This window comes from Janthinobacterium sp. BJB304, assembly GCF_002735765.1.
Classification (GTDB): domain Bacteria; phylum Pseudomonadota; class Gammaproteobacteria; order Burkholderiales; family Burkholderiaceae_D; genus Janthinobacterium.
The window spans coordinates 115,924-141,644 of sequence record NZ_PDZN01000007.1 but is presented as its reverse complement, the minus strand read 5'-3'; the positions used below and the strand labels follow the sequence as shown (position 1 = coordinate 141,644).

General features: G+C 65.7%; 28 protein-coding genes. 16 read left to right on the top strand and 12 right to left on the bottom strand.

The features are described from left to right. Nucleotides 1-6: 6 nt before the first annotated feature. Nucleotides 7-582 (bottom strand): thioesterase family protein, encoded by a 576-nt coding sequence (locus tag CSQ95_RS10530; protein ID WP_099409453.1) that lies wholly within the window; start codon nucleotides 580-582, stop codon nucleotides 7-9. A 142-nt stretch (nucleotides 583-724) separates the two neighbouring features. On the opposite strand from CSQ95_RS10530, the gene CSQ95_RS10525 reads away from it, so the two are divergent. From CSQ95_RS10525 to CSQ95_RS10515, 3 genes are read left to right on the top strand one after another with little or no spacing between them, the layout of a single operon-like run. After that, a complete protein-coding gene (locus CSQ95_RS10525) occupies nucleotides 725-1,453 on the top strand; it encodes a GntR family transcriptional regulator (protein WP_099409452.1) in 729 nt (242 codons plus the stop codon). Then, nucleotides 1,428-2,195 carry an SDR family NAD(P)-dependent oxidoreductase gene (locus CSQ95_RS10520; RefSeq protein ID WP_083287408.1) on the top strand — a complete coding sequence of 256 codons (768 nt, stop codon included), beginning with the start codon at nucleotides 1,428-1,430 and terminating at the stop codon, nucleotides 2,193-2,195. Before CSQ95_RS10525 ends, CSQ95_RS10520 begins: the two co-directional genes overlap by 26 nt. Before the next feature lie 15 nt (nucleotides 2,196-2,210). Then, on the top strand, nucleotides 2,211-2,903 hold the full coding sequence (locus CSQ95_RS10515) for an aspartate/glutamate racemase family protein (RefSeq protein WP_070218513.1): 693 nt from the start codon (nucleotides 2,211-2,213) through the stop codon (nucleotides 2,901-2,903). Here CSQ95_RS10515 and CSQ95_RS10510 read toward each other — a convergent pair whose 3' ends face one another. Then, the gene (locus CSQ95_RS10510; RefSeq protein WP_099409451.1) at nucleotides 2,904-3,374 is read right to left on the bottom strand and encodes a heme-degrading domain-containing protein; all 471 of its coding nucleotides are present in this window, start codon (nucleotides 3,372-3,374) and stop codon (nucleotides 2,904-2,906) included. 83 nt (nucleotides 3,375-3,457) lie between these two features. Between CSQ95_RS10510 and alkB the strand changes: the two genes are divergently transcribed. Next, nucleotides 3,458-4,120, top strand: coding sequence for a DNA oxidative demethylase AlkB (gene alkB, locus CSQ95_RS10505; protein ID WP_099409450.1), 663 nt, complete (start codon nucleotides 3,458-3,460; stop codon nucleotides 4,118-4,120). Here the strand turns inward: alkB and CSQ95_RS10500 are convergent. The 3 genes from CSQ95_RS10500 to CSQ95_RS10490 are packed head-to-tail and all read right to left on the bottom strand — an operon-like array spanning nucleotide 4,092 to nucleotide 5,171. After that, the gene (locus tag CSQ95_RS10500; protein WP_180279018.1) at nucleotides 4,092-4,523 is read right to left on the bottom strand and encodes a hypothetical protein; all 432 of its coding nucleotides are present in this window, start codon (nucleotides 4,521-4,523) and stop codon (nucleotides 4,092-4,094) included. The two genes, alkB and CSQ95_RS10500, sit on opposite strands and share 29 nt — an antisense overlap. A 36-nt stretch (nucleotides 4,524-4,559) precedes the next feature. Next, nucleotides 4,560-4,817, bottom strand: a complete 258-nt coding sequence (locus CSQ95_RS10495) for a hypothetical protein (RefSeq protein WP_070291483.1) — start codon at nucleotides 4,815-4,817, stop codon at nucleotides 4,560-4,562. Nucleotides 4,818-4,838: 21 nt separating this feature from the next. Further along, nucleotides 4,839-5,171 (bottom strand): winged helix-turn-helix domain-containing protein, encoded by a 333-nt coding sequence (locus CSQ95_RS10490; RefSeq protein ID WP_099409449.1) that lies wholly within the window; start codon nucleotides 5,169-5,171, stop codon nucleotides 4,839-4,841. A 127-nt stretch (nucleotides 5,172-5,298) separates the two neighbouring features. On the opposite strand from CSQ95_RS10490, the gene folE2 reads away from it, so the two are divergent. The 7 genes from folE2 to CSQ95_RS10460 all read left to right on the top strand — a co-directional run bounded on the left by folE2 (nucleotide 5,299) and on the right by CSQ95_RS10460 (nucleotide 12,255). Next, nucleotides 5,299-6,210 (top strand): GTP cyclohydrolase FolE2, encoded by a 912-nt coding sequence (gene folE2, locus CSQ95_RS10485; RefSeq protein WP_218963600.1) that lies wholly within the window; start codon nucleotides 5,299-5,301, stop codon nucleotides 6,208-6,210. A gap of 33 nt (nucleotides 6,211-6,243) precedes the next feature. After that, nucleotides 6,244-6,411: a hypothetical protein gene (locus tag CSQ95_RS29665; protein WP_175445233.1), complete on the top strand. Its 168-nt coding sequence runs from the start codon at nucleotides 6,244-6,246 to the stop codon at nucleotides 6,409-6,411. A gap of 86 nt (nucleotides 6,412-6,497) precedes the next feature. Continuing rightward, on the top strand, nucleotides 6,498-7,316 hold the full coding sequence (gene blaOXA, locus CSQ95_RS10480; protein ID WP_099409448.1) for a class D beta-lactamase: 819 nt from the start codon (nucleotides 6,498-6,500) through the stop codon (nucleotides 7,314-7,316). After that, nucleotides 7,313-7,708 (top strand): hypothetical protein, encoded by a 396-nt coding sequence (locus CSQ95_RS10475; protein WP_099409447.1) that lies wholly within the window; start codon nucleotides 7,313-7,315, stop codon nucleotides 7,706-7,708. The genes blaOXA and CSQ95_RS10475 overlap by 4 nt, the downstream gene beginning before the upstream one ends. A 74-nt stretch (nucleotides 7,709-7,782) precedes the next feature. Next, a complete protein-coding gene (locus CSQ95_RS10470) occupies nucleotides 7,783-10,233 on the top strand; it encodes a penicillin-binding protein 1A (protein WP_099409446.1) in 2,451 nt (816 codons plus the stop codon). 24 nt (nucleotides 10,234-10,257) lie between these two features. Further along, complete coding sequence (locus CSQ95_RS10465) at nucleotides 10,258-10,704, top strand: Imm70 family immunity protein (protein WP_180279017.1); 447 nt, start codon at nucleotides 10,258-10,260, stop codon at nucleotides 10,702-10,704. A gap of 12 nt (nucleotides 10,705-10,716) precedes the next feature. Further along, a complete protein-coding gene (locus CSQ95_RS10460) occupies nucleotides 10,717-12,255 on the top strand; it encodes a cryptochrome/photolyase family protein (protein ID WP_099409444.1) in 1,539 nt (512 codons plus the stop codon). A gap of 27 nt (nucleotides 12,256-12,282) precedes the next feature. Here CSQ95_RS10460 and CSQ95_RS10455 read toward each other — a convergent pair whose 3' ends face one another. The 4 genes from CSQ95_RS10455 to CSQ95_RS10440 form a co-directional block, all read right to left on the bottom strand. Continuing rightward, the gene (locus tag CSQ95_RS10455) at nucleotides 12,283-13,014 is read right to left on the bottom strand and encodes a hypothetical protein (protein ID WP_099409443.1); all 732 of its coding nucleotides are present in this window, start codon (nucleotides 13,012-13,014) and stop codon (nucleotides 12,283-12,285) included. Beyond that, nucleotides 13,014-13,541, bottom strand: coding sequence for a hypothetical protein (locus CSQ95_RS10450; protein ID WP_230502814.1), 528 nt, complete (start codon nucleotides 13,539-13,541; stop codon nucleotides 13,014-13,016). The genes CSQ95_RS10455 and CSQ95_RS10450 overlap by 1 nt, the downstream gene beginning before the upstream one ends. 124 nt (nucleotides 13,542-13,665) lie before the next feature. Next, nucleotides 13,666-13,953, bottom strand: coding sequence for a putative quinol monooxygenase (locus CSQ95_RS10445; protein WP_099409442.1), 288 nt, complete (start codon nucleotides 13,951-13,953; stop codon nucleotides 13,666-13,668). A 121-nt stretch (nucleotides 13,954-14,074) separates the two neighbouring features. Then, the gene (locus CSQ95_RS10440; RefSeq protein ID WP_099409441.1) at nucleotides 14,075-14,647 is read right to left on the bottom strand and encodes an FMN-dependent NADH-azoreductase; all 573 of its coding nucleotides are present in this window, start codon (nucleotides 14,645-14,647) and stop codon (nucleotides 14,075-14,077) included. 162 nt (nucleotides 14,648-14,809) lie between these two features. Between CSQ95_RS10440 and CSQ95_RS10435 the strand changes: the two genes are divergently transcribed. After that, nucleotides 14,810-15,232 carry a helix-turn-helix domain-containing protein gene (locus CSQ95_RS10435; protein ID WP_099409546.1) on the top strand — a complete coding sequence of 141 codons (423 nt, stop codon included), beginning with the start codon at nucleotides 14,810-14,812 and terminating at the stop codon, nucleotides 15,230-15,232. Here CSQ95_RS10435 and CSQ95_RS10430 read toward each other — a convergent pair. Together CSQ95_RS10430 and CSQ95_RS10425 are read right to left on the bottom strand one after the other, a co-directional pair. After that, nucleotides 15,216-15,671 (bottom strand): GNAT family N-acetyltransferase, encoded by a 456-nt coding sequence (locus tag CSQ95_RS10430; protein ID WP_099409440.1) that lies wholly within the window; start codon nucleotides 15,669-15,671, stop codon nucleotides 15,216-15,218. The two genes, CSQ95_RS10435 and CSQ95_RS10430, sit on opposite strands and share 17 nt — an antisense overlap. 135 nt (nucleotides 15,672-15,806) lie before the next feature. Next, nucleotides 15,807-17,276 carry an efflux transporter outer membrane subunit gene (locus CSQ95_RS10425; protein WP_099409439.1) on the bottom strand — a complete coding sequence of 490 codons (1,470 nt, stop codon included), beginning with the start codon at nucleotides 17,274-17,276 and terminating at the stop codon, nucleotides 15,807-15,809. 94 nt (nucleotides 17,277-17,370) lie between these two features. Here CSQ95_RS10425 and CSQ95_RS10420 point away from each other — a divergent pair, with 94 nt between their 5' ends. The 3 genes from CSQ95_RS10420 to CSQ95_RS10410 all read left to right on the top strand — a co-directional run bounded on the left by CSQ95_RS10420 (nucleotide 17,371) and on the right by CSQ95_RS10410 (nucleotide 22,239). Further along, nucleotides 17,371-17,991 carry a TetR/AcrR family transcriptional regulator gene (locus CSQ95_RS10420; RefSeq protein ID WP_099409438.1) on the top strand — a complete coding sequence of 207 codons (621 nt, stop codon included), beginning with the start codon at nucleotides 17,371-17,373 and terminating at the stop codon, nucleotides 17,989-17,991. An 82-nt stretch (nucleotides 17,992-18,073) separates the two neighbouring features. Continuing rightward, the gene (locus CSQ95_RS10415; RefSeq protein WP_099409437.1) at nucleotides 18,074-19,180 is read left to right on the top strand and encodes an efflux RND transporter periplasmic adaptor subunit; all 1,107 of its coding nucleotides are present in this window, start codon (nucleotides 18,074-18,076) and stop codon (nucleotides 19,178-19,180) included. Beyond that, a complete protein-coding gene (locus tag CSQ95_RS10410) occupies nucleotides 19,177-22,239 on the top strand; it encodes an efflux RND transporter permease subunit (protein ID WP_099409436.1) in 3,063 nt (1,020 codons plus the stop codon). The genes CSQ95_RS10415 and CSQ95_RS10410 overlap by 4 nt, the downstream gene beginning before the upstream one ends. A gap of 212 nt (nucleotides 22,240-22,451) precedes the next feature. Here CSQ95_RS10410 and CSQ95_RS10405 read toward each other — a convergent pair whose 3' ends face one another. Then, nucleotides 22,452-23,489 (bottom strand): AraC family transcriptional regulator, encoded by a 1,038-nt coding sequence (locus CSQ95_RS10405; protein ID WP_162995682.1) that lies wholly within the window; start codon nucleotides 23,487-23,489, stop codon nucleotides 22,452-22,454. A gap of 208 nt (nucleotides 23,490-23,697) precedes the next feature. Here CSQ95_RS10405 and CSQ95_RS10400 point away from each other — a divergent pair, with 208 nt between their 5' ends. Then, the gene (locus CSQ95_RS10400; RefSeq protein ID WP_218963599.1) at nucleotides 23,698-25,710 is read left to right on the top strand and encodes a glycoside hydrolase family 3 protein; all 2,013 of its coding nucleotides are present in this window, start codon (nucleotides 23,698-23,700) and stop codon (nucleotides 25,708-25,710) included. Nucleotides 25,711-25,721 lie beyond the last annotated feature (11 nt).

Sequence of the window (25,721 nt, the reverse complement as noted above, 5' to 3'; positions counted from 1 at the left end):
CTGTTTTTACGGGGCTGAGGTCGCTGATTCTAAAGCATGCACGGGCAAATCAGGAGCGAAATGCATGTTGCACTGCGGAGGCGCAAGAAAAGCCCCGCATCTTCGCCGAACGGCGCGCAAAACGGCAGCCCGGGCGACGCTTGACGCGGCCGCCGCGACGATGGCCGGTTCGTACACGGCCAGGAACTCGGGCGGCAGGCGGCGCGCGCGGCCGCTGCTCAATTCGATGCAGATCAAGTCCCAGCGTCCGCGCACGACGGTGGCGCCGTCGCTGTCGCGGATCAGCTGGAAGCGCCGTTCCATGCTGGAACGCCCATCGCTGGCGCACAGCCAGGTGGCCAGGGTCAGCGCTTCGCCGGCCCGCGTCGGCAGCAGGTAGTCGTATTCGCCGCGGCGGATCGCCATGGCACGGTCCAGGCGCCGGTAATCGTCGAGGTCCAGCCCCAGTGTGGCCGAGTGGTGCCAGGCGATATGCTCGCACCAGTGCACGTAGACGGCGTTGTTGGTGTGCTGCAAGCCGTCGATGTCGCCCGGTTCGGGCGTGACGGGCAGGATGTGGGCGTGCGGATAATCCCAGTTCAAGAGCGCTCCTTTCGATGCGGTGGCGGCTGATTGTACGTGCTTGCGGTGTTTCCTTGTTTCCTGTCCGCAGCGCACGTCTGGAAAACACTGTTTTTCACATTGATGTATGATGCATCATAATTTTAAAAGATCAAAAACACGCATGAATCAGCAATTGGACACTCTGCAGCACGTCAACCTGGGCAAGTCCGTGTACGCCATGCTGCGCGACGCGCTGGCGGCCGGGCGTTTCCAGCCGAATGACCGCCTGCGCATCCGCGAGCTGGCGCTGCAGCTCGGTACCAGCGTGACGCCCGTGCGCGACGCGATGCTGCAACTGGTGCAGGAAGAGGCGCTGGTGCTGCGCTCGCTGCGCGATTTCCGCGTGCCCGTGCTCAGCGTGGCGCGCTACCTGGAAATCCGCGCGCTGCGGCTGGAACTGGAAGGGCTGGGCGCGTTCGAGGCGGCGCAGCGCATCGACGACGCCACCCTGGCCGACCTGGAGCGCCTGCTGCAGGCGAACGAAGAGGCGATTGCGCGGCACGACTTGCCGGCGGCCCTGCAATGCAACCAGGCGTTTCACCTGGGCCTGGCGCAGGCGGCCGGCATGCCGACGTTAAAACGCTTCGTCGACCACCTGTGGATGCAGACGGCGCCCCTGATCGCCGCCGGCTACGCCAGCTTTTCGCCCGACATGCGCGTCGGCCACCACCACGCCATCATCGCCGCGCTGCGCCAGCGCGACGGGGCGGCTGCGCGGCGCGCCATCGAACAGGACATTCTCGACGGCGGCACGCAGATGCTGGCGTATGTGATGCGCCAGGAGCGCATCCACGCCGGCGCAACACAACTAGACAAGGAAGCACATGACGCAGAACACGCACAAGACTGAACAGAAGATTGAACAGAAAACGGCCATCGTCACGGGCGCCAGCCGCGGCATCGGCCACGCCGTGGCCGAGCGCTTCCGCAGCCTGGGCTGGCGCGTGATCACCGTCTCGCGCAGCCCGATTCCGGGCGGCTGCCCGCGCAGCCAGGAGCACAACACGCATGTGTGCATGGATCTGTCGGACCTGAGCCAGATCGGGCAGATGGTCGACACCCTGCGTCCCATGCTGGGCGACTCTAAATTGCACGCGCTGGTGAACAACGCGGGCGTGTCGCCGAAGGGGCCGGGCGGCTCGCGCGTCAATTCGCTGACCACCGACATGCAGACGTGGCAGGAGATGTACAACACGAATTTCTTTGCGCCGCTGGCCCTGACGCGCGGCTTTGCGCAGGAATTGTCGAATGCGCACGGCGCCGTCGTGAACCTGTGCTCGATCGCCGGCTACCGCGTGCACCCGTTCGCCGGCTCCGCCTACGCCAGCTCGAAGGCGGCGCTGGCGTCGCTGACGCGCGAAATGGCCAACGACATGGCGCCGCTGAACGTGCGCGTGAATGCCATCGCGCCGGGCGAGATCGACACGGCGATTCTGTCGCCGGGCACCTCGCACATCGTCGACACGCAAATCCCCCTGCGCCGCCTGGGCACGACGGCCGAAGTGGCGGATCTGGTGGAGTTCCTGTGCAGCGAGCGCGCCTCGTACATCACGGGCGCGGAAATTCCCATCGACGGCGGCCAGCGTATTTAATCCAGGAGGAAGATCATGAGCAAACATATCGGCATCGTCGGCTGCTCGGCCGAAGGCGCGGCCCTGTGCTACCGCACGATTTGCGAAGAGGGCGCGCATGCGCTGGGAGCGTATGAACATCCGGAAGTCACGCTGCACACGCCGCCGCTGGCGCGCTATGTGGCTTGCCTGAATGCGGGCGACCTGGCCGGCGTGGCCGAACTGATGCTGGCGTCGGCGCACAAGCTTGCCGCGGCGGGCGCCGATTTCTTGATCTGCCCCGACAACACCATCCACCAGGCATTCGCGCTGGTGGCACCTCGCTCGCCGCTGCCCTGGCTGCATATCGCCGATGTGGTGGCCAGCGAGGCGGCCGCGCGCGGCTACCAGCGCGTGGGATTGACGGGCACGCGCTGGCTGGTCGACAGCGCCGTGTATCCGGACAGGCTGGCCGCGCGCGGCATCGATTGTGTGCGGCCGGGCGAAGACGAGCGCAGCGAAATCAACCGCATCATCATGGAAGAACTGGTGCCGGGCGTGATCCGGCCGAAAAGCGTCACCCGCTTCCAGGCCGTCATCGCCGGCTTGCGTGAGCAGGGCTGCGACGCCGTCATCCTTGGCTGCACGGAAATCCCGCTGATCATCGGCGACGCCAATTCGCCGCTGCCGACGCTCGATTCCACGCGCTTGCTGGCGCGCGCCGCCTTGCGCCGGGCGCTGGACGCCTGACTATTTGTCCAGCTGCGCCTGCAGGGCCGCCACCACCAGCGCGTGATCGTCCGCCTGCGCCAGGCCGGACACGGTGACCGTGCCGACCAGTCCCACGCCGCGTATCAGCAGGGGAAACGCGCCGCCGTGGCCCGCGTACTCGATGTCATCGAGGTACTTCACGTCTTCGAAGGTGCTGCCCCGGCTTTTATACGAGATGCCCATGTAGTAGGAGCTGCGGCAAAAGCGCTGCACCGTGTTGTTTTTGCGGCGTATCCAGTCCGCCTGGTCCGCCGTGGCGCCCGTCATGGCGTGGTGGAACAGCACCTGGCCGTTGCGCGTGATGTTGACGGTGACGGCCTTGCCCCGCTTGCGCACTTCCTCGACGATCCACAGGCCCACGGCCAGCGCCGCGTCGTTGTCGAAGCGTTCGAATTGCAGGGATTCTTCCTGCTGCGCCAGGGTTTGCAGCAAATCGGCGTAATGATCCATCGTGGAGGCGGGTGGTAGTGGCTGGAAGCGCTACTGTAGCGCACCATGGGGGCTTTTTGTGTAATACGGCTAAAATAGGCGGCATGAACCTGTCCCTGTTTGCCGATGAGGACGACGTCCCGGCCGGACCGGTGCCGCTGGTGCCTGGCTCGTCCGCGTCGGTCCTGCTGCGCCGTTTTGCGCTGCCGTATCTGCCCGAGCTGCTGCCGGCGCTGGACGCCATCGTGCTGTCCGCGCCCCTGCGCCACATGGCCACGCCGGGCGGTTTGCGCATGTCCGTAGCCATGAGCAATTGCGGCCCCCTGGGCTGGGTCACGGATGGGCGCGGCTACCGCTATGCGCGGCTCGATCCCGCCAGCGGTTTGCCCTGGCCGCCCATGCCGCCCGTGTTCCTGCGCCTGGCGCAGCAGGCGGCGCTGGCGGCCGGCTATCCGGGCTTCACGCCCGACGCCTGCCTGGTCAACCGCTATGCGCCCGGCGCGCGCATGACCCTGCACCAGGACCGCGACGAATGCGATTTCAACGCGCCCATCGTTTCCGTCTCGCTCGGTTTGCCCGCCACCTTTTTGTTCGGCGGCGCCGAGCGCAGCGACAAGGCGGCCCGCATCGCGCTGCTGCATGGCGACGTGGTGGTGTGGGGCGGCGCCGACCGCCTGCGCTTCCACGGCGTGGCGCCGCTGAAGGAGGGCGAGCACGCGGTGCTGGGCGCGCAGCGCATCAATTTGACGTTTCGCAAGGCTGCCTGAGCTGGCGCCACGGCGTGGCCGGCTTGACGATGTAGTGCGCATGCACATGGCGCCACGGAATGGCCAGGTAGACCAGCACCACGAACGCGCATTCAAACGCGGTTGCCGCGGTGGCGGGATCGATCTGGCCGTTCAGCCATTGCGGCAGCGGCACGAGCAGCAGCCAGATGGTCTTCCACAGCGCCTCCCACAGCAGCAGGGGCAGCATCTGCAGCGGATAGCGCAAGCCCAGCAAACATAGCAGCGAAAACGCGGCCAGCATGCAGTTGACGGTGCCCCGCGCCAGTTCCCACGGCGCGTGCGGCGTGACGACGCCGGGCCACAGCACGCTGCCCAGCCCCAGGACAACCAGCAGATACATGGCGCGCAGCGCATACAGACGGGCGGTCGATACGGTATTCATGGTGCTCTCCTGCTTGTGGGTTGGCAGCGTCAGGGTTTACTCGACTTCCTTGAGGATGGTCTCCAGGCTGCCCAGGCGCGCCTGGATCTGCGCCACGGAGGCGTTCAATACGGCCAGCGACGCTGCCGTTTCCGCCTGCGCGGCGGCCATGGACCTGGCCAGTTCCTGGTAGGCGCCGTCCTGCGCCAGCCGGGCGCGCGCCTGCACGATACCGGACGTATATTTGAAGGCGAAGATGATGACGGCGGCCGTGCAGGGGAAGAAGAAGGCGGCGAAAAAGATATTTTCAGACATGATGACCTCTACAGTTCAGGATTAATCGGCATTGGGAGTGAGCGAGGACGCCGCGGCGGCGATGCTGGCCGGCGTCAGCAGCAATTCAAATGGGCTGGCCTCGAAGTAATTAAGGGCCTTGCCGTCATGCGACAGTTCCAGCTGGCTGGTGACGAGTCCCGCGTGTTCCAGCTTTTGCAGGTGCAAATGCAGTAGGGGCCGGCTGATGCCCAGGTCGCGCGCCAGCTGGCTGATGTAGTTGCGCCCGCCGCTGGCCAGCGCCGCGATGATGCGCAGCCGGTGCGGATTGTCGAGCGCCGCCAGCATGGCCAGCAAGCGCTCGCCGGTGGGACGGGGTGTATTTGTATCTGTCATGTGTCAACATTATCTGACATGTGTTAGCGAGTCAAGATAAATCATTTGCCGCATTAATGCAAGATACTTGCAAATACGGCGATTTTTCTCCATGATATGCAACTTGTTTGCATATGGAGCCTTGATCATGAAGCGCGATTCCCTTTCTTCGCCCCTGCCCGACGTGGCGGCCGGCCCCCATCTTGGTCACCCCTTGCCATTGGAATGGGTCGGTATGCAGGGCATCGCCTTGCCGCTGTGGCTGGAAGAGGGCGGGCAGGCGCAGCAAGTGCATGCCTGGGCCGACGTGCACGTCGATCTGCCCGATCCGCGCGTGAAGGGTATCCATATGTCGCGCCTGTATCTGCTGCTCGACGCGTTTGCCGCCGCGCAGCCGCTCGATGCGGGCGCCCTGGCCGCCGTGCTGCGGCGCATGGTGGACAGTCACGCCGACTGCGGCAGCACGCAGGCGCGCATCGCGCTGGCGTTTCCCGTGCTGCGGCGCCAGCCGGCGCTGCTGACGGCTGGGCTGGCGGGATGGAAATCGTATCCCGTGCGCCTGCATGCCAGTGTTTCTCCGCAAGGTTTTGCCCTGTCCCTGACGGTGGAGATCGGCTATTCGTCGACCTGTCCGTGCTCGGCGGCGCTGGCGCGGCAATTGCTGGCCGAGGCCTTTGCGGCGCAGTTCGGTAAAGGCGGCATCGACGGCGCAGCCGCCAGCGACTGGCTGCAGGAACACGCGAGCCTGGCCACGCCGCACAGCCAGCGCAGCACGGCGACGGTGACCGTGCCATTGACGCAGCAGGCGGAGCTGGACTTGTTTCCCCTGATCGACCTGGTGGAAGCGGCGCTGGCGACACCCTTGCAGACGGCCGTGAAACGGGCCGACGAACAGGCGTTTGCGCGCTTGAATGGTGCTAATCTGATGTATGTGGAAGACGCGGCCCGCCGCGTGCAGGCGGCGCTGGCGCCGCATCATGCGCAGGCGCGTGTTACCGTACGGCATATGGAAAGCCTGCATCCGCACGATGCCGTGGCACAGGCGGGCCAGCTTGCCTGAGCTTTTCACTCAACCACCGTGGAGGAAGACCGCATGCCGGAGAACATCACGCAGGAGCCGGGCGAAGACAGCCTGGAAGAGGAACTGGAGCGCGAGCGGCGCGAGCATGCGCTGATCGACGAGGAGAAGCTGGGCATGGACGAGCTGGAAGAGGAACATTTGAAGCGGGAACGCCAGCCGGGCGCGCCGGCGGGGCGCTAATGCGCATGCACTGCATCAGCGCTGGCATCGCGTCGCGCCGCCCGGTACAATTTCGCTTTGTCATTCTCCCTCAGCCCCGGAGGCCCATGAAATATCGCGCATTGTTCCAGTTTGTCCTCGGCCTGACAGGCGCCGTCCTGGCCGGCTCGCAAGCTCATTCCGCCACCATCTGCACCGCCATGGCCGATGCCAAGACAGGCGCCGTCCTGCTGCAGGAGGGCAATTGCATCGACCGCGTTACCCCCGCGTCCACGTTCAAGATCGCGCTCAGCCTGATGGGCTATGACGCCGGCTTCCTCAAGGACGAGCACAAGCCCAGCTTGCCATTCCGCCAGGGCTATGTGGACTGGGGTGGCGAAGCGTGGCGCCAGGATACGGACCCGTCGCGCTGGATGCAGTATTCGGTCGTCTGGTATTCGCAGCAGATCACACAGGCGCTGGGCGCCGAGCGCTTCCAGAAATATGCCAAGGCATTGCGCTATGGCAATGCGGATGTGTCGGGCGACCCGGGCAAGGACAACAGCCTGGAGCGCTCGTGGATCAGCTCTTCGCTGAAGATATCTCCGCTGGAACAGCTGGGTTTCTTGCGCAAGCTGGTCAACGATCAATTGCCCGTCACGAAACAGGCGATGGAGCAGACGCGACGCCTGACGCGCCTGGCGGACGTGGGCGGCTGGCAAGTGCATGGCAAGACGGGCGCCGCCTTCCCGCGCAAGCCTGACGGCAGCTTCGACGAAGCGCATGGCTACGGCTGGTTCGTGGGATGGGCCAGCAAGGGCGGGCGCAGCATCGTGTTCGCGCGCCTGGTGCAGGATGAGCAGAAGGGCTTGCCATCGGCGGGCTTGCGTACGCGCGAAGCCATGCTGAAAGAATTGCCGGCCCTGCTGGAGCAGGCGCAGAAGTGACGGCCAGCATCGTCGTCGCCACCTTCATCGCCACCGAGGGCGAGTACCTGGAAGCCGTCATCGAGGTGGGCGGCCAGCGCCTGCACGTGATGGACGAGTTCGGTGGCGGGCAACTGGCCGCCGGCACGCAAGTCCAGCTCGAACTGTGGCCCATGGCCAGCGAAATCGACGACTGGGATGCCATTTTCCGCGCCAATCCTGGCCGGGAAAAGCGCCTGGTACGCCTCGATGGCTGGCGCTACCTGGCGCTCGGCGTCGTCACCCAGGTCGATCCCGTCGTCTGCGATTGCGGCCTGCTGCAGCTGGAAAACCCGTTTGCGACGCATGACGGGCGCTGCGTGGGCGCGTATGTCGGCGTCACCTTGGCGCGCCTCGATGCTTGCCTGGCGTAAATTCCGGCCCGCTTTGTTGCCCGCCCTATATACTTGCTGAAACGGATTTCCCGGCATCAGACAAGGTTACAAGCATGGCATCAGGCATGGAGCAGTTTCAGGAAAAAGCACGGCAGGCGTTCATACGGGCGCGCGCGCAGGCAGTGCGCGTGGCCGGAGTGGCATGGGTCAAGGCAGTGGCGCTGTACCGGCGCGGCCACGCGCACTTGATGACCTTGCCGCCCGTGCGGCGCGCGCTGGTGCTGGCCTTATGGTCGTTTCTGGCCCTGCTGGCGCTGGTGATCCTGTACATGCTGTTGCTGATTCCCCTGACACCGAGCATCCACGACCTGCGCCAGGCGCGCGCGGCCGCGCCGACCACCATGGTCAGCGCCGATGGCAAGGAACTGGCCCGCTTCGACCAGGGCTTGCAGGAGCGGGTCACGTTAAAGCAGATTTCGCCGAACGTGATCAGTGCGCTGATCTCGACGGAAGACCACCGTTTCTATGAACACCACGGCATCGACTTCACGCGCACGGCCGGCGCCATCCTGCATACGGCAGGGGGCAACCCGCAAGGCGGTTCCACCATCACGCAGCAGCTGGCGCGCAATATGTTCCCGGAGGAAATCGGCCGCTCGCGCAACCTGAACCGCAAGCTCAAGGAATTGATCACGGCCCTGAAAATCGAGGCCACCTACAGCAAGACGGAAATCCTGGAAGCCTACCTGAACACGGTTCCTTTCCTGTACAACACCTACGGCATCGAAATGGCGGCCCGCACCTATTTCGACAAACCCGCCTCGCGTCTCGACATCCTGGAAAGCGCCACCCTGGTCGGCATGCTCAAGGGCACGAATTACTACAATCCCGTCGGCAATCCCGAACGCTCCCTGCAGCGGCGCAACGTGGTGCTGGGCCAGATGCGCAAGCACGACGTCATCGACGAGGCGCGCTACAAGCAGCTGATCAAGCGACCGCTGCGCCTGCATTTCGAGCGCCAGAGCGAGCGGGCGCAGTCGGACAGCCATTTCACGGCCTATGTGCGCAAATGGCTGATCGAGTGGGCCGACGAGAACGACTACAACCTGGAACTCGATGCGCTGGTGGTGCACACCACGCTCGACTACGACTTGCAGCAGGCGGCCGAGCGCGCCGTCGAGCGCCAGGCGAATGCCTTGCAGGCGATCGCCGACGTGGAATGGAGCCGCGCCGGCGTGCCGTCGTCCACGTCGACGGGCATGTACGCGGGCATGCAGGGCGGCACCGTGCCCTTCGATTATTTCTGGAAATCGCATCCGGCGCTGCTGGACGCCTTCGTGCGCGAGTCGGGCGACTACCGCAAGCTGACGGCGGCCGGCGGCACGCCCGAAGCGGCGCTGGCGCAGCTGAAGGGCGACCGCGCCTTCATGGCGGCCCTGCGCAAGTCGAAGACACGGCTGGAAGCGGGCTTTGCGGCCATGGACCCGGCCACGGGCGCCGTGCGCGCCTGGGTGGGCAGCCGCGACTTTGCACGCGAACAGTTCGACCACGTGTCGCAGGCGGCGCGCCAGCCCGGTTCCACCTTCAAACCCATCGTGTACGGCGCGGCGCTGGAAAAGGGCTTAAGCCCTGAGCACGTCTACCGCGATGCCGTGATGGACATCAAGGCGGCCGACGGCACGAAATGGCGCCCGACGGACATGAGCGGCACGACGGGCCGCGACATGACCATGCGCGACGGCCTTGTTTATTCAAAGAACACGATCACGGCGCAAGTGATGCAGGACGTCGGCTTGCCGCCGATCATCAAGCTGGCGCGCGCGCTCGGCATCCGCGACAGCAAGCTGGAAAAAGTGCCGTCCTTGGCGCTGGGCACCAGTCCCGTCACCTTATTGGAAATGGTCAACGCCTACGCCAGCATCGCGGCCCAGGGCGAGGCCCGTTTGCCGTTCGTCGTCACGCACATCACCGACCGCGAAGGCAAAGTCATCGCCCGCTTCGGCGAAGACAAGCCCAAGCGCGCCATGCAGGCCGAATCGGCCGCCACCCTGACGGACATGATGCGCGGCGTCATCGACCGCGGCACGGGCACGGCCATCCGCAGCCGCTTCGGCATCCGTTCCGACGTGGCCGGCAAGAGCGGCACCACGCAAAACAATGCGGACGGCTGGTTCATCCTGATGCACCCGCAACTCGTCGGCGGCGCCTGGGTCGGTTTCAACGACGCGCGCGTCACCATGCGCAGCAATTACTGGGGCCAGGGCGGCCACAACGCCGTGCTGGTGGTGGGCGACTTCTTCAAGACGGCGCTCGACACGGGCAAGCTGTCGCGCGACGCCATCTTCCCCGGCGGCAAGCCACCGCCGCCGCTGCGCCATGTGGAACCTGTCGAGGAACCGCAGGATGAGCCGGTCGAAGAGCCGGGCGATCTGCTGCAGGAAGGCGCGCCGCCCGCGCCGCTGGCCGTGCCGGCGGAAGAGGGCGGGCAGGAAGCGCATGGCAAGGCCGTGCCGGAGCCCGTTCCGGCCCCGTTGCCGCAGCCCGTGCCTGTTCCGCAAGGCTAAGCGGCAGCCTACAGGACGACGATTGTGACTATCGCATTCAGGCATGGCGACACGCTTGGCGACATCGGCTACGAGGTGCTGCTGCATTCGCTGCTGTCCACCGTGGCCGTGCGCCTGGAGGGGGGCGAGTGGGGCGCGCGCTTTCCCTGCATCATGCTCAAGCTGTGCCGGGGGCGCCTGGACGCCGCCGATGCCGCTGCGGCCTGCGCCGAGTGGCGGGACCTGCAGGCTGGCCTCGCCGTCTTGCCGCCGGGGCAGGTGGTGTGGGATTTCAATGACCTTGCCAGCCGGCCGCCGTGGGGCGAAGCTATCGGCCCACGGGTCACTTCCATGGCGGACTACCACGTCACTACTGGCGGCCTGCCCCTGCTCGACGTCATGGGCGATTGCCTTGCCGCCTTGAGCGCCTCGGGCGGCACGCTGGAGATCATTCCTTTTGACGGGCTGGCGCCGTTTTACTATGTCAATTAATACAGGACCAAGATGACAGCGAAGCCCACCTTGCGCCTGATCCTCGGTGACCAGCTCAATACGCAGCACCGCTGGTTTACCGACGTCGACGACGCCACCATCTACGTCTTGATGGAAGTGCGGCAAGAAACCGATTATGTGCTGCATCACGCGCAGAAAATCCTGGCGATCTTCGCTGCCATGCGCGACTTTGCGCGCCAGCTGCGCGAGGATGGCCACGCCGTGCATTACATCGCCATCGGCGACGTGGCCAGCACGCGCTCGATACCGGAGAATATCGAAGCGCTGATTCGCCACTATGACGCCGGCGCCGTCGAATACCAGGCGCCCGACGAGTGGCGCCTCGACCAGCAGCTCTACCAGGCCGGACGGCGCTCGGCCATCCCCTGGCTGATGGTCGACAGCGAGCATTTCTATACGGCCCGCCACGAGGCGGCCGATATTTTCGCCGGGCGCAAGCAGTGGCTGATGGAGTTTTTCTACCGCCAGATGCGCAGCGCGCATCAGGTGTTGATGGAAGACGCGAAAAAACCCGTCGGCGGCCAGTGGAATTTCGATCACGATAACCGCAAGCCCTGGCGCGGCACGCCCGCCGAGCCGCAAGACCCGCGCACCGTGCATGACCATTCCCGTCTATGGGAAAGCATCGTCGCCGCCGGCGTGAAAAGCTTCGGCGCGCCCCATGCGGACCGGCTGGCGTGGGCGCTGAACCGGGACGAGGCGCTGCAGCAGCTCGATGCCTTCATCGAGCGGGCCTTGCCGCATTTTGGCGATTTCCAGGATGCCATGAGCAGCAAGGCCTGGCGCTTGTTCCACTCCCTGCTGTCGTTCGCGCTGAACGTGAAAATGCTGAACCCGCGCGAAGTCGTCGGCAGGGCGCAGGCCGCCTACCACGCCGGCCACGCTCCCCTGGCCGCGGTCGAGGGCTTCATCCGCCAGATCCTTGGCTGGCGCGAATATGTGCGCGGCGTCTACTGGACGCAGATGCCCGGTTATGCGGAAAAGAATTTCTTTGGCCATGCGCGTGCGCTGCCCTCCTGGTTCTGGGACGGCAAGACGAGGATGCATTGTTTGTCGCAGGCGATCACGCAGTCGCTGGAACAGGCGCACGCGCACCACATCCAGCGCCTGATGGTAATCGGCAACTTCGCGCTGCTGGCCGGCCTCGATCCGGCGAGGGTCCACGGCTGGTACCTGGGCATTTACATCGATGCCTTCGAATGGGTGGAACTGCCCAATACCGTCGGCATGAGCCAGTTCGCCGACGGCGGCCTGCTGCCCACCAAGCCATATGTCTCCAGCGCCGCGTATATCGACCGCATGGGCGATTATTGCAAGGAATGCCATTACGACAAGAAGGCGCGCATCGGCGAGCGCGCCTGTCCGTTCAATGCCCTGTACTGGGATTTTTTCCACCGCAACGCGGCCACGCTGGAGCGCAATCCCCGCATCGGCATGGCGTATCGTCAGCTGGAAAAAATGGACGAGGAAACAGTCGCCGCTTTCCGCCAGCAGGCTGGCGCCATGCTGGACAGGCTTGATGCGCTGTAAGGCAGGGCAATGGGGCAGGCGATACGGCTAGACGGTATTGCGCCGCAAGCCCGCTTCCCGCACGAACACTTGCAGCGCGGGCATGGTTTGCTGGTGCAGCGTTTTCAGTTCCGCTTGCAGCGCGGGCGTGATGGACAGGCTGCCGTTCGCTTGCTCGCGCACGGGCAAGCCCAGCGCTTGCGCCATTTCAACCGGGTAGTTCGTGAAGTCGCCATACGGACGCTTGCCGTCGACGGACGGGGTGGGCCAGTAGCCTTCGGCCAGGTAGTCTTCCGCGCCCATGCCCAGCATTTCCAGCGACAGCCATGATTGCTTGCGCAGCAGCTGCAGGTGGCGCGTGGTAAATATGAACGGCGCCTTGCCGTAGGCATAGCTGCCCGGCTTCAGGTCGGCCATCTGCATGAAGTGGGGCAGCAGTTGCGACGCTTCCATCAGGCGCTGCGCGGCCAGCGCCGCATCCTTGCTGGCGATGGCCTGCATGGCCAGTGCCAGCGTATCGCCTTTGCCCAGCGGGTATGCCGGATTGAGCATGGGCGCGCCGCTTTCCACGGGCGACCAGCCGATATTGAAACGCCGTATCAGCGCCAGATGCTGCACATTGAGCACCTTGGGCAGCGGTGCGTCGAGGGTGGCCACGATGCGCTGGCGCACGGCGCGGGGCAGGTCGTTGTCTGCCGCGCGCGCAAGCACGGGCGAGCACAGCAGGACGCCGGCGACGCGCAGCAGCTGGCGCCGCAGGGGTTGGCTCAGCCGTTGCATCACGGCGCCGTCAAGTCCTGGCGCTGGAATTCGATGCGGTTTTCCTGGTAGGTCCACTTGGTGTAGGGGCCGAACACGCGCCGGTTTTCCTTGCTGTCGGCATTCGATTGCTCGCGCTTCATGCGCCGCACGAGGGCGGTATCGACCAGCGGTTCGGTCGTCGTGCCGAACACTTCGTGCCGCACGCTTTGCTTGGCGTCGGCGCCGCGCGAAATGATGGTGAGCTTGCGCGTGGCGGGATCGAAGTACAGGCGCATGGCAAACGTGTTCATGTCCTGCAGGTACAGGCCATCGTCGCGCTGCTGGGCGTAGAAATAATCGCCGCAGACGGCCTTCGGCTCGCGTTTCCACTCGCAGGACAGGACGATCAGCAGGTGATGCTCATCGAGTTGCTTGACCGAGATGCGTCCCTTGGAATAGCCCCAGTTACTGGGCGGCACGGTCTTCGACGAGAGCAGATTGTATTCGCCCACCAGCTTGGTCAGGGGAAGGGGCGCTTGGGCGAAGGCGCCGGCGCAGAGAGTCAAGGCGGCTGCCGCTGTGGCGCCGCGTAGGCAGGAAAATGGAGTCATGATGGCCATAAAGAAAAGTTGCCATATTATAGATGGCAACTTGCCAAGATGGCCGCGCGCTTGCGCAGCGCGCCGCTTGTTACTTCAGCTTGCTCAATTCCGCCACGTCGATCTTGACGACCTTGCCCTCGGTGGCGGCCACGAGTGCATGGAAGTGGGGCGTCGCGTAGTGCGCCGTCAGGGCCGCGTTGTTCGTCCATTCTTCCAGCATGATGAAGCGCGTGGGAATCTTGTTGTCGAGGTGCAGTTCGTAGCGCAGGCAGCCGCTTTCCGCGCGGCTCGGCGGCACGACGGCTTCCAGGGCGGCGCGCACGGCGTCGATATGTTGAGGTTGGGCATCGATGGTGGCGACGACGGTCAGGGTCATGGTGGTCCTTGTAAAGTGGTGGGGCGGATGCAGCTTAGCGCATCTTGCCCTTTCTTGTCCGCCATGCCCAGTCTGGTTGCGCCGAAACAGTTTCCGCCGCAGCCAGATAATCAAGCTGATCCTACGCCGCCTGCAGCGCGCCGATCTGCTCGAAGGCCGCCGTCATGGCCTGCGCCCTGGCTGCGTCGCTGACCTTGACGCCTTCGGCGCGCACGATCTCGATCTGCTTGATGCCGAGGAAGCCGAGGAAGGCGCGCAGATGGCTTTCCTGGTGTTCCAGGGCGGCCATCGGCGTGTCGGCGCCGTAGTAGCCGCCGCGCGTCGAGGCGATGATCACGCGCTTGGCTCCCAGCAAGCCTTCCGGGCCATTGGCGCCGTACTGGAAGGTCTTGCCGGGCACTGCCAGCGCGTCGAGCCACGATTTGAGCTGGCTGGGGATGGCGAAGTTGTACATGGGCGCGCCGATGACGATGACGTCGGCGGCCAGCACTTGCTCCAGCGCAGCGGCAAGGATTTCCCCCTCGGCGGCACCGGGTGCGGCCGTAAATTGCGGCAAGGGCTGGGCGGCCAGGTCGCGATAGTGGACGGTAGCGCCGGGCGCGGCCGCTTGCAGGCGGGCGGCGATGGCGGCGCTCAGTTGGCGGCTGACGGAATGCTCGCCAAGGACGCTGGAATCGATATGCAGGATGTTCATGGTTGCCTTCTTGGATGGTATGATCGGGTGGTATGTTTTTGTAACCGGGTTAAATATAGTGACTATCAAATGAACGCACAAGAAGGCACTTTTTCCACACTGGGGCACACGGATGTGACCATGAGCGAGGTGGCCGCGCGCGGGGCCGAGCTGGAAAAGCGCATGCGCGACCATGGCGGCCATGCGGGCGTGGCGGACTCGTGCCGCCCGATCACGGATATCCTGACCCGCGTGGGCGACAAATGGAGCGTGATGGTGGTGATGTTGCTGGGCAATGGCACCAAGCGCTTCAACGAGATGCGCCGCCTGATCGGCGGCATTTCGCAGCGCATGCTGACTTTGACCCTGCGCGGCCTGGAGCGCGACGGTCTCGTCACGCGCACGGTGTTTCCCACCGTGCCGCCGCGCGTCGACTATGCGCTGACGGACCTTGGGCGTTCGCTATTGATTCCCATCAGCGCGCTGGGCGCCTGGGCCTACGGCCACCGCGACGCCATCGATGCGGCGCGGCTGGCGTTCGATGCGAGGGCCGATGCGGGCGCGGCGCCAGGCAGTCAGGCCAGCTCAGTTAAGCTAGATGAATGACGGCCAGCATGTCGCAGCCATCCGCATCCATGCCTTTTTCCACGAAACCCATGCTGGCATAGAACTGTTTCGCGTTGGCATTGCCGGGCTTGTAGCAGATTTCGATGCTGCGCGCATCCGGGCGGGCGCGGATTTCCGCCAGCGCCAGGGCGAGGGCGGCGCGGCCATGGCCTTGCCCTTGGCGCCGGTGGTCGATCATGAAGCGCCAGATCTGGTAGTGGCCGGGCGGGTCGTCGGCGTCGGGCGAGACGAACATCAGGAAGCCGATCACCTCTTCGTCGCCATACACGGCGCGCGTATGCAGGATGGCGGGATGGAAACTCGCTTGCGCGATGGAATAGTCGTTGCTGGCCAGGTAGTCGCGCTGCTGCGGCAACAGGGGCAAGTCGCTGACGAGGTCGAAATTGTCGACGGTGACGGGGCGCAGGCTGATAAGCATAGTGGACGGCAATGAAGGGCAATGCCTGGCAGTATGGGGAAAAATTACTCAATTGGCAATACTGTTCCACCACCCGCATCAAACGGCGGTGGAACACCGAGGGCACGGCGGCTGTGGCTCGGGCCGCCATCACATTTACCTGGCAGCGACCGCCTCGGCCCCGGCCTGCGGCGCCTGCCAGCCGCCGCCCAGCGCCCGGTACGCGGCGACTGCCGCGCGCGCCGACGCCGTTTGCGCCTGCGTGCGCGCGTCCCTTGCACGCAGCAGCCTCGTATCGGCCTGCAGTACATCAAGCCGGCTGGTGACGCCTTTCTCGTAGGCTGCCAGCGAAGCGTCGCGGGCGCGCTCAAGCGCCTCTACGCCATGCGCCAGTAAATTGGCCTGTTCTTCATGGCGCAGCAGAGCCGAGCAGGCGTTTTCCACGTCTTCGGCAGCATGCAGCGCGGCGAGCCGGTAGGCCGCCAGCAGCTCGGCTTCCTGGCCACGCGAAGCCTCGATCTGCGCATCGATGCGGCCGAAATCGAACAGGCGCCAGCGCAGGCCCAGCATGCCGGCGGCCTGGCCGGAGCCGCTGCCGAACAGGGCGCCGCCGGCCGTGGCGCTGCCAAACAAGGCGCCAAAATTGAATTTCGGGTAGTACTCGGCAACAGCCGCGCCGGTGCGCGCGCTGGCCGCGGCGAGGCGCCGCTCGGCGGCGATCAGGTCGGGCCGGCGCCGCAGCAGTTCGCCTGGCGAGCCGCCGGCCGTGATACGCGGCGCGCGCGCCATCACGCCGGCGGCGGCCATTTCATCGCCGTAGGTGCCGGGTGCCGCGCCCAGCATCACGTCGAGCGCATGCAGCGCCACCTCGCGCGCCGTGTCCAGGCCGGGCACGGCGGCGCGCGCCTGCGCCAGCGATGCTTCGGCCTGCCGCAGCGCCGGCTCGTTCGCCAATCCCTTGTCGTATAGCAGTGTGGCGAGTTCCAGCAGCGCCGCGTCGGTGTCGACCTGCCGGCGCGCGAGGTCGAGCCGCGCCTGCAGGCCCTGGATGGACAGGTAAAGGTCCGCCGTTTGCGCCGCCACGGCCAGGCGCGTTGCGGCCCAGCCAGCCTCGCTGGCCTCGTAATCGGCGCGCGCCGCCTCACGTTCGCGGCGCAGGCCGCCGAACAGGTCGAGTTCCCACGACGCCTGCAGGTTCAATTCACGCGCGCTGCCGGCGCGGTCATGGCCTGGCGTGGCGCTCAAGACCTTGCCCAGCGGCGTTTGCACCGACTGGTAGGCGCGCGCCGCCTGACCGCCAATGCTGGCCGACGGCAGCAGCGCGGCGTCTGCCGCCCCGGTGGCGGCGCGCGCCTGCCTGACCCTGGCCTGCGCCTGCTCCAGGTCGAGGTTTTGCGCCAGCGCCACCGTTACCAGACGGGTCAGGCGCGGATCGCCGAACGCTGTCCACCACTGCCGCAGTTCGGCAGCGTCCGTGTCCTGGCGCGCGCCGAGCGCCGCCTGGTGCAGATACTGCGCCGCTAGCGGTGCTTCGGGCCGGCGGTAGTCCAGGCCAGCAGTGCAGCCGGTGGCGGCCAGGCTGGCGGCGATCAGTAGAAAGGGGAGGCGCAGGCGTGGCAGTGGCATGGTGGTCTTCCAGTTCAAAAAAGAAATAATGTGTGACTATAATACATATTGGTCACTTATTGTGCATTCCGTCGCGGCGCGTTAAGCTGTGGCCATGAATTCCACCACACCCGACACACCAAGCCCTGCGCGCGGCCCGGCCGGCCACGACGTGCGCGACCAGATCGTTGCCGCCGCCACCGATTACTTCAGCCGCTACGGCTATGAAAAGACGACGGTCTCCGACCTGGCCAGGGCGATCGGCTTTTCCAAGGCCTATATCTATAAATTCTTCGAGTCCAAGCAAGCCATCGGCGAGCATATCTGCGCCAGCTGCCTGCGCCAGATCGAAACCGAGGTGAGAAACGCGGTGGCGGCGGCCGGCCAGCCGCCAGAGCAGCTGCGGCGCATGTTCCGGACCAGCGTCGAGGCCAGCTTGCGGCTGTTTTTCCAGGACCGCAAGCTGTACGACATCGCCGCCTCGGCCGCCACCGGGCGCTGGCCTGCCGTGCAGGCCTACGAGCTGGCGATGGGCGCCTTGCTGCAGGATATCTTGCGGCAGGGACGCAAGACGGGCGACTTTGAACGCAAGACGCCGCTCGACGAAACGGCCAGCGCGATCTATCTGGTGATGCGCCCCTACGTCAATCCCTTGCTGCTGCAGCACAGCGTCGACAGCAGCGAAACGGCGGTGCTGCAACTGTCCAGCCTGGTGCTGCGCAGCCTGTCGCCATAGTTTTGCACTAATTTGTGACCATTGACTTATTTGGTCACTGGTACCAGAATGAGAACCCTGATCACTCATTCATGGGATTCTTATGCGCTGGCGCCGCCTCGCTTCATCTGTAGTCATCTCCACCTTGCCCCTGGCCTTGAGCGCCTGCGCCGACAAGGCGCAGGCCGATCCGCGCACCGCCACGCCGCTGGTGCGCGCCGTCCCGGTGCAGGGCGCCGAAGCGGGCACGCGCAGCTTTACGGGCGTGGTCGCGCCGCGCGTGCAAAGCGACCTCGGTTTCCGCGTGGCCGGCAAGGTGCGCGAACGGCTGGTCGACGCCGGCCAGGCCGTGCGCCGTGGCCAGCCATTGTTGCGCCTCGACGCCGACGACCTGCAACTGCTGGCGCAGGCGCGGCAGGAGTCCGTCACGGCCGACCGCGCCCGCGCGCGCCAGGCGGCGGACGAGGAAGCGCGCTACCGCGACTTGCGCGGCACCGGCGCCATCTCGGCATCCAATTACGACCAGGTGAAGGCGGCGGCTGACGCGGCCGGCGCCCAATTGAAAGCGTCCGAAGCCCTGGCCGGGGTGGCGCGCAATGCGTTGCAGTACGCGGTGCTGCTGGCCGACGCCGACGGTGTCGTGATGGACACCCTGGCCGAACCGGGCCAGGTAGTCGCGGCCGGGCAGGTGGTGGTGCGCCTGGCCCATGACGGCCGGCGCGAAGCGGCGATCCAGCTGCCGGAAACCGTGCGCCCCGCGCTCGGCTCCAAGGGCCAGGCCACCCTGTTCGGCAGGCCGGGTGCCAGCGTGCCGGCCACCTTGCGCCAGCTGGCGCAGACGGCGGACCGGCAAACGCGTACTTTCGAGGCGCGCTATGTGCTCGACGCGGCGCTCTCAAGCGCGCCGCTGGGCGCCACCGTCACCCTGCGCCTGCCCGGCGCGCATGCCGCCAGCGGCACTGTGCAAGTGCCGCTGGCGGCCCTGCACGATGCGGGCAAGGGGCAGGGCGTGTGGGTGATCGCCGGTACGCCGGCGCAAGTGACCTGGCGGCCGGTGAAGGTGCAGGGGCTGCACGATGACGGCGCCGACGTCAGCGGCCTGAAGGCGGGCGAACGCATCGTCGCGCTGGGCGCCCATCTGCTGCACCAGGGAGAGCGGGTCAGGGTCGAACCGGCGCCAGTGGCCGCCGGCGCGGGAGCGCATCCATGAGCGCGGCGGGCTTCAACCTGTCGGCGCTGGCCGTGCGCGAGCGTTCCGTCACCCTGTTCCTGATCTGTCTCATTTCGCTGGCCGGCCTGCTGTCGTTCTTCAAGCTGGGGCGCGCGGAAGACCCGGCCTTCACGGTCAAGGTGATGACCATCGTCACCGCCTGGCCTGGCGCCAGCGCGCGCGAAATGCAGGACCAGGTGGCCGACAAGATCGAAAAGCGCCTGCAGGAGCTGCGCTGGTATGAACGGGCCGAGACCTACACCAGGCCCGGCCTGGCTTTCACGACCCTGACACTGCTCGACAGCACGCCGCCCGGGCAGGTGCAGGCCGAGTTTTACCAGGCGCGCAAGAAGGCCGGCGACGAGGCGGCCAATTTGCCGGCCGGCGTGATCGGCCCCATGATCAATGACGAATACGCGGACGTCACCTTTGCCCTGTATGCGCTGAAAGCCAAAGGCGAGCCGCAGCGCCTGCTGGTGCGCGAGGCGGAAACCTTGCGCCAGCGGCTGCTGCACGTGGCGGGCGTCAAAAAGGTCAATATCATCGGCGAGCAGGCCGAACGCATCTACGTGGAGTTTTCGCAGGAACGCCTGGCCACCCTGGGCGTGCGGGCGCAGGACGTGTTCGCGGCACTGCACGGCCAGAATGCCCTCACGCCGGCCGGCTCGGTCGAAACGCGCGGGCCGCAGGTGTCCATCCGCCTCGACGGTGCGCTCGACGCGCTGCAAAAGATCCGCGATACGCCCGTGGTGGTGCAGGGGCGCACCTTGGCCCTGTCCGATATCGCCACCGTGCGCCGTGGCCAGGAAGACCCGGCCAGTTTCATGGTGCGCAATGGCGGCGAGCCGGCGCTGCTGCTGGGCGTGGTCATGCGCGACGGCTGGAACGGGCTGGACCTGGGCAAGGCGCTGGACGGGGAAGTGACGGCCATCGGTGCCGCCATGCCGCTGGGCATGAGCCTGGCCAAGGTTACCGATCAGGCCGTTAATATCAGCGCGGCCGTCGATGAATTCATGCTCAAGTTTCTTGCCGCGCTGCTGGTGGTGATGCTGGTGTGCTTTATCAGCATGGGCTGGCGCGTCGGCATCGTGGTGGCCGCCGCCGTGCCGCTGACCCTGGCCGTCGTGTTCATCGTGATGGCCGCGACAGGCAAGAATTTCGACCGCATCACCCTCGGTTCCCTGATCCTGGGCCTCGGCCTGCTGGTGGACGATGCCATCATCGCCATCGAAATGATGGTCGTGAAAATGGAAGAGGGCTACAGCCGCATCGCCGCCTCCGCCTACGCCTGGAGCCATACGGCCGCGCCCATGCTGGCGGGTACCCTGGTAACGGCCGTCGGCTTCATGCCCAACGGCTTTGCCCGCTCCAGCGCCGGCGAATACACGAGCAATATGTTCTGGATCGTCGGCATCGCGCTGATCGCGTCATGGGTGGTGGCGGTGGTGTTTACGCCCTACCTGGGCGTGAAGCTGCTGCCCGAGCTGAAACAGGTCGCCGGCGGCCATGATGCGCTGTACGACACGCCGCGTTACCACCGCTTTCGCCGCCTGCTGGGGCGCGTGATCGCCCGCAAATGGCTGGTGTTCTGCACCGTGATCGGCCTGTTCGTGCTGGCCGTGCTGGGCATGGCCGTCGTCAAGAAACAGTTCTTCCCGATCTCGGACCGCCCTGAAGTGCTGATCGAAGTGCAGCTGCCCTATGGCAGCGCGATCGGACAGACCAGCGGCGCGGCGGCGAAAGTGGAAGCCTGGCTGGCGCGCCAGCCCGAAGCGAAGATCGTCACGGCCTATGTGGGCCAGGGCGCCCCGCGCTTTTACCTGGCGATGGGGCCGGAATTGCCCGATCCTTCGTTTGCCAAGATCGTCGTGCGCACCGACAGCCAGCTGGCGCGCGACAGCCTCAAGCAGCGCTTGCGCGTGGCCGTTGCCTCCGGCCTGGCGCCGGAGGCGCGCGTGCGCGTCACGCAACTGGTGTTCGGCCCGTACTCGCCGTTTCCCGTCGCCTACCGGGTCAGCGGCCCCGATCCCGAGGTGTTGCGCGGCATCGCCGACGAGGTGCGGCGCGTGATGCAGGCCAGCCCGATGATGCGTACCGTCAATACCGATTGGGGCACGCGCACGCCCACCCTGCATTTCAGCCTGCAGCAGGACCGCTTGCAGGCGATGGGCCTGACGTCGGCCGCCGTGGCGCAGCAGCTGCAGTTCCTGCTCAGCGGCGTGCCCGTCACCGCCGTGCGCGAAGATATCCGCACGGTGCAGGTGGTGGCGCGCGCGGCAGGCGACGTGCGGCTGGACCCGGCGCGCATCGCCGACCTGACCCTGGCCGGCGCGAATGGCGAACGCATCGCGCTGTCGCAGGTGGGCAGCGTCGAGGTGCGCTCGGAAGAACCCGTGATGCGCCGGCGCGACCGCCAGCCGACGATTACCGTGCGCGGCGACATCGCCGACGGCATGCAGCCGCCCGACGTCTCGGGCGCCATCACGGCGCAGCTGCAAGCCGTCATCGACAAGCTGCCGGCCGGCTACCGCATCGAGCAGGCCGGCTCCATCGAGGAATCGGCGAAGGCAACGCAAGCGATGCTGCCGCTGTTCCCCATCATGCTGGCGCTGACCCTGCTGATGATCATCCTGCAGGTGCGCTCGATCTCGGCGATGGTGATGGTGTTCCTGACCAGCCCGTTGGGCCTGATCGGCGTCGTGCCCACCTTGCTGCTGTTCCAGCAGCCGTTCGGCATCAATGCGCTGGTCGGCCTGATCGCGCTGTCGGGCATCCTGATGCGCAATACCCTGATCCTGATCGGCCAGATCCACCAGAACGAGGCGGCCGGCCTGGCGCCGTTTGACGCCGTGGTCGAAGCGACCGTGCAGCGCGCGCGTCCCGTGATCCTCACGGCGCTGGCGGCCATCCTGGCCTTTATTCCGCTGACCCATTCGGTATTCTGGGGCACCTTGGCCTATACCCTGATCGGCGGCACGTTTGCCGGCACGGTGCTGACCTTGGTTTTCCTGCCGGCCATGTACGCGATCTGGTTCAGGATACGGCCGCAGGCTGTATAGCTTGAATAGCGGGCCGGAGACGCGAGCCTGAGAAAATGCCGATGGCGGCGTTGCGGCTTCCTTGCCGTACTTGTGTACTGTCTGCGTCGCCGCGCCTTGCCCCCGACATTTTTCAGGTCCGCTTGGCCCGGGGAGCCTGTCTTTCTGACTTGGGCCGTTTCGTGGTTTGGCGGTTTGCTTGTTTGCTTGTTTCTTGTTGCTTGTCTCTTTCTCTAGGCTCCGGCGGCATCCTGCCGGTAGCGCGCCGGCGGCAGTTCGAACTGGTTCTTGAAGAAGCGGGTAAATGCGCTTTGCGAGGAAAAACCCAGGCGGTCGCCGATTTCCGCCACGCTCAGGCTCGTTTCGCACAGCAAACGGCGCGATTCGCGGCTTTTCGCGCGCAATTCCAGCGCGCGGAACGAGGTCTGTTCCTGCTGCAGCTGGCGCTGCAAGGTCCAGCGGTTCATCGCCAGACCGTCGCACAGGGCCGGCAGCAGCGCGGCGCCGTCGGCGTCCCCGGCGCCTTGCCGGCCCAGCAAATCGATGATCGCCTGCTCCACGCGGGCGGAAAACAGCTGCGCCCCCTGCAGCTGCTGCAACTGTCCCTGCGCGTGCCGCAGCGCGTGCGGCGCCAGCATGGCGTTGAACTGGGCGAAGGGCCGGTCCAGCGCCGGCGCGTCGAACGTCAGGGTATTGCGCGCCTGGCCGAAGGTGACGGCGGCGCCGAAGCATTCGGCAATGGCCGGCGCGAACCACGGCGCCTTGCCCTGGAAGCCGGCATGGAAGGCGGTGGGTGTGCCGTCGTCGTAGGCGCGCGCCACCAGCGACAGCATGCGGAAATTGGCCAGCGCCTGCATGGCGCCCCCCAGCTGGCAGAATTCGGACAGGTATTCGATCTCGATGCGCGTGCCGTTCTCGCTCATCAGCATGAAGTCGAATTCGCCGATCAGGCCCCGCAAGTGCAGCAGCTCGTGCAGCGCGCTGCGCAGGGTGGGGCGGTTGAAGCAGACGTGGGCGATGCCCGAGTAATGCGCGAACCAGTGCGTCACGTCGAGGTCGAGCAGGCCGCGGTGCTGCGGCAGCTGCTGGGCGTAGGCCGTCATGCGCCGGTGCCGCTCGGCGTTGATGCGGCCGCCCGGCTCGTCCAGCTGCGCCGGCGTGATGCCCGTCTGGCGAAAAAAGTCGGCGGGGTCGTGGCCATCGGCCTGCATGGCGCGCGCGCATTGCTGCGCGATGCGGTTCGAAACCGTGCGCGTGTCGGGTTTGTGCAAGGCTGCCTCCTGCTTGTTGTAGTAATTTTTCACAAATATTAGCACTTTGTAGGAGATTGTTGGTTGTTGTGCCATCTAACCAAAAATTGTTCTCGCGGGTATAAAACGCGTGCTGCGCAGTCAAGAAACTCACGCATTCTCACGCTATATTGTTTTCGGCCGGCCTTGCTGCCGTGCCTTGATACCTACAAAAACAGTCTTGGAGATAATGATGAATTGCACTTTGAAACCGATGGCCCGCGTGGTCGCCGGCTGCGTCGCCACGCTTGCCCTGGCCGCTTGCGGCAACAACCACACCGGCAGCGAGGGATACACGCAGCCCGTGTTCGGCGCCACTACCTACACCCAGTTGAAAGTCGACGGCTATACCTTCAAGGACATGAACCGCAACGGCAAGATCGACCCGTACGAAGACTGGCGCCTGCCGGCCGAGGCGCGCGCGGACGACCTGTTGTCGCGCATGAGCCTCGATGAAAAAACGGGCCTGATGATGCACGGCACCGCGCCCACTGTGGCCGACCCCACCGGCATCGGCCAGGGCGGCGCCTACGATTTGACGGCGCTGCAAGACCTGATCGTCAAGCAATACGTCAACACCTTCATCACCCGCATGGCGGGCGACACGGCCAATATGGCGGCCCAGTACAACAAGGTGCAGGCCCTGAGCGAAACTTCACGCCACGGCATTCCCGTCTCCATCAGCACGGACCCGCGCCACCATTTCCAGTACACGGTGGGCGCCAGCGCGGCTACCTCCGGCTTCTCGCAGTGGCCGGAAACCCTGGGCCTGGCCGCCATCGGCGACGACGCGCTGGTGCGCCGCTTCGGCGACATCGCGCGCCAGGAATACCTGGCCGTCGGCATCACGCAGGCGCTGTCGCCGCAGGCGGACCTGGCCACCGAGCCGCGCTGGTCGCGCATCAACGGCACTTTCGGCGAAGACGCGGACCTGGCCAAGCGCATGGTGCAGCACTATATCGAGGGTTTTCAGGATGGCAATACGGGCTTGCATGACGGCAGCGTGGTGGCCGTCGTCAAGCACTGGGTCGGCTATGGCGCCACGAAAGAGGGCTTCGACGGCCACAATTACTATGGCCGCTACATGACCTACCCGGGCAACAACTTCGCTTACCACGTCAAACCGTTCGAGGGCGCCTTCACGGCCAAGGCGGCTTCCGTCATGCCGACCTACGCTCTGCCTGACGGGAACATCACCATCGACGGCATCACCCTGGAGCAGGTGGCGGCCGGTTTCAGCAAGACCATGCTGACGGATCTGCTGCGCGGCAAATACGGTTTTGACGGCGTGATCCTGTCCGACTGGGGCATCACGTCCGACTGCGACGCCAACTGCCGCAACGGCACGGCGCCGGGCGTGGCGCCTTCCTTCATCGGCTTCGGCACGCCGTGGGGCATGGAAGACGCCACCAAGGCCGAGCGCTACGTGAAGGCCGTGACGGCGGGGATGGACCAGTTTGGCGGCGTGACGGAAGCGCCGTATCTGACGCAAGCCGTGCAACGGGGCCAGCTGACGGAAGCGCGCATCGACGCGTCGGCGCGGCGCATCCTGATCCAGAAATTCAAGCAGGGCCTGTTCGAGCATCCGTTCGTCGATGCAGCCAAGGCGGCCGCCACCGTGGGCAAGGCGGAATTTGTCGAGGCGGGCCTGGAAGCCCAGCGCCGCTCGCTGGTCTTGCTGGAAAACAAGGACAAGGTCTTGCCGCTGGCGGCCAGCGTCAAGAAGGTCTACCTGTACGGCATCGATGCGGCCGTGGCGCAGCAGTATGGCTACACGGTGGTCGCCACGCCGCAGGAAGCGGACGTGGCCCTGCTGCGCGTGGCCGCGCCCTATGAAACCCTGCACCCGAACTATATCTTCGGCAGCATGCAGCACGAGGGGCGCCTCGATTACGTCGACGGCAATGCCGACTACGAGGCGATCAAGAACGCGGCGAAATTCGCGCCGAAGACGGTGGTCACCGTGTACCTGGACCGTCCGGCCATCCTCGGCAATGTGCAGGACAAGGCCAGCGCCATCGTCGCCAACTTCGGCGTGAGCGACGGCGCGCTGTTCGATGTCCTGACGGGCAAGGCCAAGCCGCAGGGCAAGCTGCCGTTCGAGCTGCCGTCGTCGATGGCCGAAGTGCAGGTGCAGAAATCGGACGTGCCGTATGACACGGCCCATCCGCTGTACAAGTTCGGCTACGGGCTGGCTTACTAAACCGTCTCTGT

Excerpts from the sequence above, each read along its gene's own strand:
- CSQ95_RS10435 (WP_099409546.1), top strand. The coding sequence starts at position 14,810 with ATGCGCGACCATGGCGGCCATGCGGGCGTGGCGGACTCGTGCCGCCCG.
- CSQ95_RS10415 (WP_099409437.1), top strand. The coding sequence starts at position 18,074 with ATGCGCTGGCGCCGCCTCGCTTCATCTGTAGTCATCTCCACCTTGCCC.
- CSQ95_RS10455 (WP_099409443.1), bottom strand. The coding sequence starts at position 13,014 with ATGCAACGGCTGAGCCAACCCCTGCGGCGCCAGCTGCTGCGCGTCGCC.
- CSQ95_RS10445 (WP_099409442.1), bottom strand. The coding sequence starts at position 13,953 with ATGACCCTGACCGTCGTCGCCACCATCGATGCCCAACCTCAACATATC.
- CSQ95_RS10400 (WP_218963599.1), top strand. The coding sequence starts at position 23,698 with ATGATGAATTGCACTTTGAAACCGATGGCCCGCGTGGTCGCCGGCTGC.
- CSQ95_RS10515 (WP_070218513.1), top strand. The coding sequence starts at position 2,211 with ATGAGCAAACATATCGGCATCGTCGGCTGCTCGGCCGAAGGCGCGGCC.
- CSQ95_RS10520 (WP_083287408.1), top strand. The coding sequence starts at position 1,428 with ATGACGCAGAACACGCACAAGACTGAACAGAAGATTGAACAGAAAACG.
- CSQ95_RS10420 (WP_099409438.1), top strand. The coding sequence starts at position 17,371 with ATGAATTCCACCACACCCGACACACCAAGCCCTGCGCGCGGCCCGGCC.
- folE2 (WP_218963600.1), top strand. The coding sequence starts at position 5,299 with ATGAAGCGCGATTCCCTTTCTTCGCCCCTGCCCGACGTGGCGGCCGGC.
- blaOXA (WP_099409448.1), top strand. The coding sequence starts at position 6,498 with ATGAAATATCGCGCATTGTTCCAGTTTGTCCTCGGCCTGACAGGCGCC.
- alkB (WP_099409450.1), top strand. The coding sequence starts at position 3,458 with ATGAACCTGTCCCTGTTTGCCGATGAGGACGACGTCCCGGCCGGACCG.
- CSQ95_RS10425 (WP_099409439.1), bottom strand. The coding sequence starts at position 17,276 with ATGCCACTGCCACGCCTGCGCCTCCCCTTTCTACTGATCGCCGCCAGC.
- CSQ95_RS10495 (WP_070291483.1), bottom strand. The coding sequence starts at position 4,817 with ATGTCTGAAAATATCTTTTTCGCCGCCTTCTTCTTCCCCTGCACGGCC.
- CSQ95_RS10490 (WP_099409449.1), bottom strand. The coding sequence starts at position 5,171 with ATGACAGATACAAATACACCCCGTCCCACCGGCGAGCGCTTGCTGGCC.
- CSQ95_RS10410 (WP_099409436.1), top strand. The coding sequence starts at position 19,177 with ATGAGCGCGGCGGGCTTCAACCTGTCGGCGCTGGCCGTGCGCGAGCGT.
- CSQ95_RS10440 (WP_099409441.1), bottom strand. The coding sequence starts at position 14,647 with ATGAACATCCTGCATATCGATTCCAGCGTCCTTGGCGAGCATTCCGTC.
- CSQ95_RS10525 (WP_099409452.1), top strand. The coding sequence starts at position 725 with ATGAATCAGCAATTGGACACTCTGCAGCACGTCAACCTGGGCAAGTCC.
- CSQ95_RS10510 (WP_099409451.1), bottom strand. The coding sequence starts at position 3,374 with ATGGATCATTACGCCGATTTGCTGCAAACCCTGGCGCAGCAGGAAGAA.
- CSQ95_RS29665 (WP_175445233.1), top strand. The coding sequence starts at position 6,244 with ATGCCGGAGAACATCACGCAGGAGCCGGGCGAAGACAGCCTGGAAGAG.
- CSQ95_RS10500 (WP_180279018.1), bottom strand. The coding sequence starts at position 4,523 with ATGAATACCGTATCGACCGCCCGTCTGTATGCGCTGCGCGCCATGTAT.
- CSQ95_RS10460 (WP_099409444.1), top strand. The coding sequence starts at position 10,717 with ATGACAGCGAAGCCCACCTTGCGCCTGATCCTCGGTGACCAGCTCAAT.
- CSQ95_RS10470 (WP_099409446.1), top strand. The coding sequence starts at position 7,783 with ATGGCATCAGGCATGGAGCAGTTTCAGGAAAAAGCACGGCAGGCGTTC.
- CSQ95_RS10430 (WP_099409440.1), bottom strand. The coding sequence starts at position 15,671 with ATGCTTATCAGCCTGCGCCCCGTCACCGTCGACAATTTCGACCTCGTC.